The organism is Heyndrickxia sp. FSL W8-0496, from assembly GCF_038007825.1.
Taxonomy (GTDB): domain Bacteria; phylum Bacillota; class Bacilli; order Bacillales; family Bacillaceae_C; genus Heyndrickxia; species Heyndrickxia oleronia.
In genome coordinates, this window is the sequence record NZ_JBBOXX010000001.1 from 2,696,718 (window position 1) to 2,708,895 (window position 12,178).

The 12,178-nt window shown below is 32.6% G+C and carries 13 protein-coding genes; 1 reads left to right on the forward strand and 12 read right to left on the reverse strand.

The genetic code is table 11. The annotated features are described in order from the left end of the window. Positions 1-28 precede the first annotated feature (28 nt). The 12 genes from NST63_RS13575 to NST63_RS13630 all read right to left on the reverse strand — a co-directional run bounded on the left by NST63_RS13575 (position 29) and on the right by NST63_RS13630 (position 11,196). A complete protein-coding gene (locus NST63_RS13575; RefSeq protein WP_212945745.1) occupies positions 29-1,030 on the reverse strand; it encodes an LLM class flavin-dependent oxidoreductase in 1,002 nt (333 codons plus the stop codon). Between the two features lie 121 nt (positions 1,031-1,151). Continuing rightward, the gene (locus NST63_RS13580) at positions 1,152-1,553 is read right to left on the reverse strand and encodes a DUF6157 family protein (RefSeq protein WP_212945772.1); all 402 of its coding nucleotides are present in this window, start codon (positions 1,551-1,553) and stop codon (positions 1,152-1,154) included. A gap of 193 nt (positions 1,554-1,746) precedes the next feature. Next, positions 1,747-2,547, reverse strand: a complete 801-nt coding sequence (locus NST63_RS13585) for an ABC transporter substrate-binding protein (protein ID WP_341042540.1) — start codon at positions 2,545-2,547, stop codon at positions 1,747-1,749. A gap of 71 nt (positions 2,548-2,618) precedes the next feature. Next, complete coding sequence (fni, locus tag NST63_RS13590; protein ID WP_341042541.1) at positions 2,619-3,692, reverse strand: type 2 isopentenyl-diphosphate Delta-isomerase; 1,074 nt, start codon at positions 3,690-3,692, stop codon at positions 2,619-2,621. Between the two features lie 114 nt (positions 3,693-3,806). Next, entirely contained in the window at positions 3,807-5,087 is a 1,281-nt protein-coding gene (locus NST63_RS13595) for an MFS transporter (protein WP_341042542.1), read from the reverse strand. Between the two features lie 232 nt (positions 5,088-5,319). Further along, positions 5,320-5,466 carry a hypothetical protein gene (locus NST63_RS13600; RefSeq protein WP_341042544.1) on the reverse strand — a complete coding sequence of 49 codons (147 nt, stop codon included), beginning with the start codon at positions 5,464-5,466 and terminating at the stop codon, positions 5,320-5,322. Positions 5,467-5,509: 43 nt separating this feature from the next. After that, positions 5,510-6,292 (reverse strand): arginase family protein, encoded by a 783-nt coding sequence (locus NST63_RS13605; RefSeq protein ID WP_341042545.1) that lies wholly within the window; start codon positions 6,290-6,292, stop codon positions 5,510-5,512. 502 nt (positions 6,293-6,794) lie between these two features. Next, a complete protein-coding gene (locus NST63_RS13610; protein WP_341042547.1) occupies positions 6,795-7,607 on the reverse strand; it encodes a lipid II flippase Amj family protein in 813 nt (270 codons plus the stop codon). Between the two features lie 162 nt (positions 7,608-7,769). Continuing rightward, a complete protein-coding gene (locus tag NST63_RS13615; RefSeq protein ID WP_071975841.1) occupies positions 7,770-8,996 on the reverse strand; it encodes an MFS transporter in 1,227 nt (408 codons plus the stop codon). Between the two features lie 289 nt (positions 8,997-9,285). Then, positions 9,286-9,738, reverse strand: a complete 453-nt coding sequence (locus tag NST63_RS13620) for an ASCH domain-containing protein (RefSeq protein WP_341042551.1) — start codon at positions 9,736-9,738, stop codon at positions 9,286-9,288. Positions 9,739-10,132: 394 nt separating this feature from the next. Further along, entirely contained in the window at positions 10,133-10,822 is a 690-nt protein-coding gene (locus NST63_RS13625) for an LrgB family protein (RefSeq protein WP_071975839.1), read from the reverse strand. Beyond that, positions 10,792-11,196, reverse strand: coding sequence for a CidA/LrgA family holin-like protein (locus NST63_RS13630; RefSeq protein WP_341044202.1), 405 nt, complete (start codon positions 11,194-11,196; stop codon positions 10,792-10,794). The genes NST63_RS13625 and NST63_RS13630 overlap by 31 nt, the downstream gene beginning before the upstream one ends. A 353-nt stretch (positions 11,197-11,549) precedes the next feature. Here NST63_RS13630 and NST63_RS13635 point away from each other — a divergent pair, with 353 nt between their 5' ends. After that, complete coding sequence (locus NST63_RS13635; protein ID WP_280617387.1) at positions 11,550-11,993, forward strand: MarR family winged helix-turn-helix transcriptional regulator; 444 nt, start codon at positions 11,550-11,552, stop codon at positions 11,991-11,993. Positions 11,994-12,178: the final 185 nt, after the last annotated feature.

Consider the following 12,178-nt stretch of genomic DNA (forward strand, 5'->3'; position numbering starts at 1 on the left):
CATCCGCATTTAAGGATGATGGTTTTTTTTAATTCCCACTAACAATTTCTTTTAGAATTTCGTATGATCTTATTTGTTTTACCGGATCAAAAATATACGAAACTGCCATTATTTCATCAACATGATAATTAGTTTGGAAAGAAGTAAGTTGTTTTTTAACCGTTTCTTTACCTCCCATGAATGTCATACTTGACATAGACTCAATCATTTCCTTCTCCATTGGATTCCAAAGTTCATCCATATTTTGAACAGGAGGCTGCAAATGATCTCTTGTGCCCCTAACGACATTTAAGAAAAATTGCTGCATTGAGGTGGATAAAGATGCTGCTTCCTCATCTGTTTCAGCAGCAATCACATTTAGACAAACCATCATATATGGTCGTTCTAAATACTTGGAAGGCTGAAATTTCCTTCGATATATTTCAATCGCTTCTTTCATATGTTTTGGAGCAAAATGGGATGCAAATACATATGGTAACCCCATGCTCGCTGCTAAATGAGCTGAATCCGTAGAAGAACCTAATATATATATTGGAATATTTGTATCTACACCTGGAAATGCCCTTACATAGCTTTGTTGCTCTTCAGGACCAAAATAAGTAAGTAGTGCTTTCACATCGTCAGGAAATGTATAAACTGAATCACTTTTAGATCTTCTTAAGGCACTCGCTGTCAGCATATCCGTACCAGGTGCTCGACCAAGACCAAGGTCTAAACGATTGGGATAGATTGTTTCCATCGTGCCAAATTGTTCAGCTACTACTAATGGTGAATGGTTTGGCAGCATTACTCCTCCTGAACCTACACGAATAGTTTCGGTATTTTCCAATGTATGCTTAATGAGTATCGAAGTTGCTGAGCTAACGAGAGATGAAGAATTATGGTGTTCTGCAATCCAATAACGTTGATAATCCAGTTTTTCTACCGCTTGGGCAAGTTCTACCATAGAATCGATTGCGTCCTTTGTGGTTTGCCCTTTACGTATTGGTACCAGGTTTAAAACTGATACAGGTATATGAATATTTGTCATATCATCTTGTTTCCTTTCATTAATTGAATACTAATATACTATCAATTCACTTTTAGAAAACAAACTCATATGCTCATCGATAATTTTATTTTTCTGTTAGTTAAAATTTTATTGGATAGGTTTATAGCTTTTTTGAACGCATTCCTTTTAATATAGTAACTTTATTCGATTTCATCATGTCTTTGTATGATTTACTATCAACAGCGTAAACGGCAACTTTCCCCTGTTCATCATAATGTATACCCCAACCATATTTTTTAACTAAAGGAGAAGCTCTAAAACATGCCATGGGCTTACTAGAAAATTCTTCTCTTAATGTATCTAGAGAATTGGATTCAATATTATTTTTTATTAAATATGTTTTAAATTGTATGTCCTGTTCAGTAAATTTATATGGGTTCATACTGATTAAATCATATTCTATTGAAGCTATAGTAGGTCGACCTTCCTTTGGAAGTGGCTTGATAGCCGTTGTCACTTTAGAATCTTCAGATACTGCAATGAAGGTATTTTTATAACTCATAGCTTTATCACCTTTCATTTACTATTTAATATTAATTATTCTAACCATTCTTAAAATTTAATTCCTATTTTTTCAAAAAGCTAGCTAAAGTTTTAATAAAGAATTATAGGTTAAACTTCTTGAGAACAGTCAAAGACTTTATTGGTGATAAAGCCTTTACCAAAGCTACATAAAGTTGTTCAATATGAGAACTTTAATTATTTACTCCGTTCAGTATTTTATTAAGTAAACTACTAAAATATTTTGATGCTTCAAGCATTCTTGGGCCATACCAAAACATTTCTCCGTCAACAATAATCGGAACTACATTTGGAATAAACTCCATAAATTCCTGTTTATATTTGTCACTGTAGGGAAAGGGTTCTGTTGCCAAAAAGACAAAATCTAAATCTGCGTCTTGAAAATCCTCTATAGTAGCAGTTGGATATCTATCACTTTTTGTTGCAAATGGATTTATAAAACCTAATCTTTCTAATACCGAATTAATATATGTATCATTACCAACGACCATATATGGTTTTCGCCATATAACATAAGCTACCCTTTTTTCACACACACTTGGGATTTCTTGAAATTGATTTTTTATCCGATCAATTAATGTTCTCGCCAATTCTTCCCGGTTTGTTACTTCACCTATATCTCTAATCATTCGATAAGCATCTTTTATCGATTGAATCTCTGCAACAAAAACAGGAAAATCACGTTCCAATTCTTCAACGATTTCCTTCGTATTTTCTTCCTTTTCCGCAATAATTAGATCAGGTTTTAATTCGCGAATGACTTCCAATTTAATTTGTTTCGTACCGCCTACGACTGAGACATTTGAAACCTTATCTTTTGGAAAGATGCAGTATTTTGTTCTTCCAACTACCTCGTTTTCAAGCTGTAAAGAATAAAGGGTATCCGTTATTCCAGGACATATTGAAATGATACTTTTTGGTGGAAACTGATATTCAACGATTCTACCAAGATGATCTTCTATTATTTTTTTCATGCAAACAATCCTTTCAGACTAAGTGATGAAGGAAATTCTCGAATCCACCTCCATCACTTTATAATATCTTTTTACTTTTTTGATCTATTAGCCAGTTTACTTACATCTATTTCTCTGAATTGACACCATTCAAACACTTCATTTTTAACAATAATCGGACATTTTTGTAAATCACTGATTTTTCTCGCGCCAAGCATAGTCATAATTACTTGTATCCCTTCCAACCAATCCATTATTTGCTTTATTGTTGATTCGACTCTCTCTGCTAATAAATTGCGGAGAATAGGACCAGCTATGCCTACTGCTCTTGCCCCCAATGAGCAACTTTTTACAATATCTAAAGGATTTCGCACACCGCCAGATGCAAACACAGTCAGCTTATTTAACCAGTTCTGCGCCTCAAGTAAGGAAAATACAGTGGATTGACCCCACCCATTTAAATATTCATAATTAATTTGTGAGTTTCGTTGATTTTCCACCCATATAAAATTCGTTCCACCACGACCACTAATATCAATGTATTGAATTCCTAGTTTATGTAAGAACGAAATGGTTTCCATGCTCATTCCAAAGCCAACCTCTTTTATTATGATTGGAATCTCTATTATTTTTATAAGCTGTTCAATTTTTTTGCTCCAATCTAAAAAATTGCGTTCCCCTTCATACATCACAAGTTCTTGTGGAACATTCAAATGGACTTGTAATGCATTTGCTTCAACCATGTCAATTGCTTTTCGAGCAAAATCAATAGGAACATCTGCACCAATATTAGCAAAAATTATACCATTGGGATGTTTTTGTCGAACAATTTTATAAGTATCTGCCAACTGCTCATTCCTCAATCCAGCATGCTGAGATCCTACAGCCATCGCTAAACCTGTTGTTTTTGCGATTTCTGAAAGCAACGCATTGATTTCTCCAGTTTTTTTACTTCCTCCAGTCATTGCATTAATATAAATTGGCCTACCCAATTGTATATTTGCAAAACTAGTCGTAATATCAATTTCTTCATAATTTACTTCTGGTAAGGAATGATGAACAAAATGAAGATCATCGAAATGAGAGAACGCTTCTATAGTATTTTGTTTGCTTGCTAAATGAACATGTTCATTTTTTCTCATTTCACGTTGATTTTCTGAATTCATCTATACTCCTCCATTTAGCAGGTAAATTAGCATATGTGATTAGTATATGGAGTTTGATAATAATTACTCTTTACCATCGTATATCTTGTGTTAATACACCAGAAGATTCATTTTTCATATTGACAATTCCTGTGATTGTTCCATATGAAAATTTCTTTCTTTTATTAGCAATCCTCCAATTAATCCAATCATAGAAAAAACAATTGGAATAATAAACCCAAAATGATACCCCGTATCAATGGAATGAGCGTGAAAATAATCTAGAACCTTACCGAATAAACTTGGCAATAAAACTGCACTTAGAAAACCACCGGTATTCGCAAAACCAGATACTACACCCACTTCTTTCATTGAAAAAGATTTCCGAACAACGGCAAAAGTTAATGCACTCGCACCATTGCCATATCCAATAATAAAAAATATGAGGACTAATAAATAATAAGGCGGTCTTCCATTACAAAGAAAAAAAGAGATCCAACTACAAAGAGTAACCACGTGAACGACAAGATATGGACGTCTAATGGAATGAATGCGATTGGAGATCCATCCTGTTAAAGGGGCACCAATAATCGCACCGATCAAACCAATCATAATTAATTGACTCGCTTCCGAACGTGTCATATCATATACATTCATACCATAAGGTACAGCCCAAGATCCAATAAACCCAACATATGTGCCAACAACACCGAAATGGCAGAAGAAGGTTGCCCATGCTTGACGATTTGAAAACAACCGACGTAAAATGACTAGTGTTTTTTCATTTTTATGAATCGATTGATCTACTGAAGAACGTCTAGTATTTATCTGATTCTTTATTTGTTTAGGTTTTTTAACCAAAACATAATAAAGAATCAACGCGCAAATACATAGTAAGCACCCTGTTATAAGAAAAGGAACTCTCCAACCTAATAAATCGATCAACGCTGAGAATGGGACTGATGCCATGAGAAAGCCCAGACTACCAGTCATTCCAGCAAAACCAAGTAATTGTACAAATTCATTCGCCTTAAACCATTGACTTAATATGAGGACAAGATTGACCCAAATCGCTGCATCCCCTATTCCTACTAATAATCTCGCCAAAAACAAAAAAGCCTCATTAGGAGCAAGACTATAGATGAGGGTACCTAACCCATTAAGCAACGTCCCCACAATAAGAAAATAATTTGGTCCAAATCGATCAGATAATAATCCAATTGGAATTTGTAATCCAGCATAAGACAAAAATTGTAGACTTGCTAGTAAACCAATGACTACTGCAGATACATGAAACTCCGTCATTAACTGCTCTGATATCAAACCTGGCGCAGTTCTTTGACTTACGATTAGAAAATAGGAAAACAAAACTACACTTAATACAATCCAACGGTAACTGTTTTGCTTTTTTACCAATTTCTCGTCTCCCAGCTGTATTTTTTCTTAAGTATACTCCTATTTTTAAAATATTGAAGAGGAAAAAGTAGCTGTTGGTAAAAGAGACAGAACTTTGATCATAGAAGAATTATTAATAAATTTTTTATTTATCATAAGATCCTTATTGTAAAATTAATTTTCCAAAACTAAAAGATTAGAAAAAGGGAGATTACAAAAAAATATCCCTTTTTCTTGAAATTTTAGGTAACATTCATTCAGTTTTTCCCGTATTTGTCTTCTGAATTTTCACATGTTTAGGTTGTATAGGAAAGTCACCTTTTGCTAAGTCAGGACCAGTTAGGTCATTCCTTTGATTTAAAACATTTTTTGTAAATTCAATTAGCTTCTCGTTTTCCATTTCTTTCACCTCCATTGATTAGCATGGCGTTTCAAAAAACTAATTATGCCCCCTTTGTTTTACAGTTACTATATTTAAGACAGGTTGTTAATAATTGTCGATTAACCATAGCATTTTTTTTAATAATAGTTTGATAGTTTGGTAGAAGAACTTGCTCTGGTGACATTTTCACTTCACCACATATATCCACACCAATGACTTGTTTAGCTTGTAAAATGGATGATAAATAATGAGTTAATGAATGAATACTCATCATTCCTTGGTCCCAATTTGTTGTAACCTCATTTGTATTTAAAACATCTTTATCGATGCTTACATATACAATCTCGGTATGAATAGAAGAAATTATTGATTTTAATGAATATTGTTGGTTTTTATTAAAAGGATAGATAATTGTTCGTGGGACATTCAGGTGGTGTAATTTTATATTTGTCGGTCCTATTATCACTACATTTTTTAAAAGGGGGTTATTTGCTAAAGCAAAAGAAACCCATGATCCACATGAAAGTATAGTTTCACCTTTTTGTTTTATTTCCAGATCAGGATGATTATCAAATAAAACAAGTGTAAACGGTTGACAGATTTCACTTAACAATAAATAGGTTACATAATGATAATTCCCATTTCCAATAAGTGTTATTCCTTTTTGCTTTCTTTTTTCTAGATAGCTTTTTAATAATTTCAAAGAATCTTCTTGGCAAAAGAGATTCACATGAAGTAAATGTTGAATATTAATATTTTCATGGGGAAATTGTTGAAGTTCCTTCTGAGAAATATACGTTTCGTCAAAGTTCATGATGGTTATTCCGTTATTTAATAACCCCATAATCTTTCATCTCCTAAATATTATTTTAAGAGATTGGATAAAACATGATCTTTTTCTCTCCAGAAAGTGAGCAAAATACAGTAAATAATAATTGATTGACATGCACTATCCAATCTCATTAAATACAAGCATGTTTGCTACGTAGTTTTAAAGTGGGTAAAAAGTAACTAGGTAATTCCTTGCTAATTTAAAAAACAACAAAGAATTACTCTAATTATAATACAATTACTTAAACTATTTAAATGTTTTACTTAATATAATAACCTCGCTTTATTTTCAAATATTAATTAGACGAATACTACATATAGAAAAGATTTAGCTTCTAAATCAAAGCTACACATAAAAAAGGGATTGATCTCAACAAAACAACATCTAAAATGTAGTAATTTTCTCTACTTCAGTTAGTGTCCTAAGTCAAGGATCAACCCATATATTTATTTTTTTAGCTTTGTTTCAGTGCTTATTCAAGGAGTTATTTCATGATTTTTAATAAGAAGTGTCATCACATGAACTTGGTTAACCACGCAATGTATTCTGCACCTGGAATTAATAATAATTGTGCAAGTATGGTTCCTAACAAACGCGATGTCACCATCATTAGTGAAACCCCCTTCAAACTATTATAACTACCTCTCTGGTTAACCACATCATCAGCAAGTATAGATATTTTGGGGTCTATAAAAATGGTAAGTAAAATCGTTGCGATCCCATTGATTAGTCCTGATGCCATCGTAGCTGTTGCGGATCTTTCAGGAGCTATAATCGATGCATATAATGCTGACAATACTCCTATTGTATATATGGCGGTAATAAGCATATTAATGAAGAATAATTTAATAGGAATATCTTTTTTCTTTATATCTTTTATGTATGAGAGTCTTGGCAAATGAATATGTTTAATCCCACGCATAAAATACTCTTTGGATAATCCTTTCTTTAATAAAGCTGGGATAGATCCTCTCTCTTCAGATAAGTGAACAATAGCCCTTGAAAACAATGCAATAAAGGTAGGAAGTAATAGTATGCCCATAATTGTCCCTAAAGTTGACGCCCCAATAATCACTCTAAATTGAGATTCAACAAATTGGAACGCATTTTCTTTAGGTGCATTATCCACAAGACGTCCTGTAAAAGGTTGTTGCATCATATTTGCCATTCTCGAAACAATAACCATTACATTAAATAATGATAAAGCAGAGGCTAATAATCGAACCCTTGCTCCAGAAAGTCGAACGGCATATGCTAAAGTTTCAATCGAATGGATGATAAAAATAAATAATGATATTAAAATTAATCTTTCTGATAATATTCCCAATTTATGTACCCACTTTATTTTCTTTTTATATTAGCATATTTTCATATAATGAAGAAAAACTTTTTCCATTAGAAAATGATAGAGAGGATCGCGTTTAAAGCAACCCTCTCTATCATACTTATTAATTTTTTTGTCAATTTCTTATTCCATTAACCTTTTGTATCAAACAGATTCAGTAGCTAATTTTACGTATTCGTTCTCATTGCTAGTCGTTTTCTTACTTTTTAAGCAAAGCATAACTATAAATGATAGACAATATAGTGCCGCAAGATAAGTCATAGCAACAGACATACTTGCATGTTGTAAGATGTAGCCAACGACTATTGGTGATACCCCACCTACCGCTCTTCCAAAATTAAAGATCGTGTTTGTTGCTGTACTTCTAATTGTTACATCGTAATAACGACTGATCAATGCTCCGTAGCCGGCAAACATTCCATTTGAGAAAAAGCCTACAACTGCACCACCTACCAAAATAGCGACGCTTCCTGTTGCAAAAGAATAAAAGAAAACGGCAGCGGCTGAAACAAGAAGAAAAACACCATATGAAAGTTTCAGTCCAAAACGGTCAATAATTTGTCCGAAGGTTAACATTCCTGCTATCATTCCGACAGCTGTGCTAATTGTCCAAAGGGCAGAACTAGAAACTGATAAGCCTTGTGACTTTTGCAGCATAGAAGGCAACCATATCATTAATCCATTATAGCCCGCAATTTGTACAGTGGCCATTATTGCCAATGCAATGGTTGTAAAAGCAGTACGTGGGTTATGAAATAATTGCATTAACTTCCCTTTTTCCTTTTTCATTTCATTTTTCTTTTGTGCTGCTAACCATTCCGGTGATTCCTTTAAATTTCTTCTAACCATAAATGCGAAAATAACTGGTACTACACCAACAAAAAACAAACCTCTCCAGCCAAACATCGGAAGAAGAACTGCACTTAATATGGCTGCAAGAATAACACCAAATTGTGCACCGATACTAACATATGAAGAAGCTCGTCCCTGTTTATTCTTTGGCCACGCTTCTGCAACTAATGCCATACCGATCCCGTACTCGCCACCAGCGCCGATACCGGCAATAAATCTAAATACATACACTTGCTCTATATTTGTCGCAAATCCGGTTAATGCCGTCCCGATAGCAAATAGAAAAATTGTATACGTAAATATCCGCACTCTTCCAAACTTATCTGCTAAAATTCCGAAGAGCATACCTCCAACTAACATGCCGATATTTGTTATAGTTGAGATAAAACCACCTGTTGCTAAACTGATATGAAAATCTGCAACGATTAAAGACATGGCAAAGGATATAAACATAATATCCATACCTTCAAGTGTTAATCCAGCGACGGACGCTACTACTGTTTTATTACGATAATTCATTTTTCTTTTCTCCTTTCAAGCCTCACAGGACTCTAGTTAAAAGAGTTGTAATTTTTTATACAAAAATAAATGCCCTTCCGTCCAAATAAGACAAAAGGGCATATAAAATACTATACAATCATAATATTTACATTTCCACCCTTTTTAGCCTCTCTGGACCAGATTAAAGGAATTATATTTGTACTAATCCTACCATGTGAAAAATGAGTTTGCAATGAATTTTTTAACGTTTTTAACGAAATATTTTTTATTAAGTTATATTAATATAATTCGATTTTAAAAATTACCCTTATTTTTTTACATCAATTAATGTAAAACGTTCACATACCAATTTTAAATCCTCAGAAAATTCCCGGCCTATTTCCTTTAATGCTTCAGTAAAGAATTTTTCATGTGTATCCTTCCAATATTGATAGGTTCGATCTCCTTCTCCTTCTGCTATAGCAAACTCTTCTGGAACTTCATTCATTGGCATAATTTGAACATCAACTGTTTTAATAATAGCTAAAGGTTCATCATGACTATTTAAAATGATACTATAATCATCCACGCATGGTATGCGCTCATTTTCCATTTCATAAAAAATCAAACCAGAACAAGTAGCTGTTTTAATTCCTTCAATTACTAATTGTGCTAAATAGTTTGGATTATCTCCAAATTGCCATGCACTTACGTGTTTCGGTATTTCCTCTACTTTTAATTTCCAGAAATCATTCCAATAGTTTTGTGCAGCTTGATTCATCAATTTTCGCTCCCCAATTTCCAAATAAAATTAAAGATATTTATTTTTTATTTTTATTTCAATCATTCATATGACTCTTCATCGGTTCATTTCTGAACAAATTTAAAAAACCACTAAATTTGGTCCCAAATTCCACTATTTTTCTGTTGATAATACAATCAGATAGAAATAGAACATGAATCCCAATTTATTCAAGCTTCACGCTTTATATGAAATCTTACAAACTTAACGAATTGAGCCTTTAATTAATATATCAAAGTATTTAAAATTTTAAAATCTGGATAAAATAAAAATACTAATTTAATAGTGAAAAGGCCACAAGAATATAACTGTGACCTAGAAATGAACATAATTATTATACTTTTAATTTTAACGTACATTGATATATGAAGTATTAACTAAATACTAACGCAACAATCGGACCGATAATCGATCCTAAAACTGCACATAAAGTCATAGAAACAGAACTCATCGAGAATGATACTTCACCGTATTCATTTGACTTTGCAGTTCCAAGAGCGTGAGAAGTACATCCTAAACCTATGCCTTTGCCAATTGAACTATGAATTTTCGTCCATTTAAATATGACTGGTCCCAATAGAACACCTGTAAAACCTGCAATCATTACGCTCACTACTGCCATTGCTGACGATCCACCAATACCAGAGGCAACTTGTACCGCTACAGGAGTTGTAAGTGATTTAGGAATAATCGAAAGTATCAAGGTTTGGTCAATACCTATTAATTCTCCTAATAATGGTCCTGTGAACATACCTGATAATAATCCTACGATGACCCCTGTAATAATAGGAAACCAATATTTTTTTAATATATGTCTTTGGTTATATAACGGAAATGCTAAGGCGACTATTGCTGGACCCAACAGGGAATTTATCCATTTTCCACCAGTCATGTATTTCGTATAAGGAATATGAGCCAATTCTAGAATCACTATAATTATAATTGTTGATGTTAGAACCGGAATAAAAATTGGGTATGAAAACCGACGATAAAGCTTGTTCATCACAAAATAGACCAACACGGTAAAAAGAATTATAATGATTGTGTATAGTGCGTGTTGCATTTATTCTTTTCCTTTCTTTTTCTGCTATGTTTTTCAAAATACTGACCAATTACTCCAGACATAATTAGCGTTATGATTGAACTTAAGACAATGACGACTAATAAAAATAATCCATCCAATGACAATAAAGATGGATAGTTCATAATTCCAATCATAGCTGGAATAAATAGTAAAGGTAAAATGGCTAAAAGTGTTCCTGCACCACGACTTATAAAGGAAACAGGAATAATTCTAAAGAATAAACAAATTAATAATAAAATTAGACCAATAATACTTCCTGGTATACTTAAATGAAAAAGATCTTGTACTACACTTCCAATATAGGAAAATGCAAATAATAGTACAATTTGCATCACAATTTTTAATAATTTCATCATTTTGTTGCTAAACATATTATTAAGCAACTTCAGCCTCCTTCTTTTGAAGTTAATAATATCTATTTTCTAAGCAAAAATATAGTTGTATTATACAACTATACTATGTTTTGTCAATATGAATTGAAATACTTTAAATTTACTGATATAAACAAATTATAAATAATGGCTCTTTTCTCAAATATTATTGCAATTTAAGGAATGTTATAGCAAATAACTACTGTCTGAAGACCGCTACACAATCCATAAGAATCGTTTAATCTTTTATTTTGTGTAAAAGCAGACAGTTGGGTCCTTACAAAAGCAACAAACGATACGAAAACAGACTAAATAACAAAGGAAGAAAATCATAAATGTCCAATCATTTAAAAATAAATGAAATTAAACAGATCGAATATGAATTAACTACACTCATTCGCAGAGCCGTTTATTTGGAACAAAATAAAAAAATAGGAAATATCGATCGTGCTCTTTACTTACTATTGAGAAAACTTGATGAGGATGGTCCAGCTAATAGTAAAAGTATTGCTAAAACGTTTCATTTAGATATTTCAACTGTAAGTAGACAAACAACTACTTTGGAATCATTAGGGTTTATTCAAAGGTTTTCAGACCCAAATGATAAACGTGTCAGTTTATTCCAGATTACTGATGAAGGAAGGCAAGCTTTACTAGAAGACATTGAGAAGCGTTTAGACAAGTATACAAACATGCTTGATACGTGGAGCATTCTTGAATGTGAGACATTTAAAGAATTACTAACAAGGATGAATCAAGCATTAATTGATGAAAATTGATTGTTTTTAAAAATATGTATCATAGTTAATCATATATGGAAATTTTTGCATAAATGTCCATATTCTTTTATTTGAATTAAGAGAAACTCATCTAGAAATGACTTCTCCTTTTCAACACTTCAAAATAGGGACCGACTACTCTTTATTTCAAGTCCCTTCTATCTTCCTTTAAGAATAAATAACTA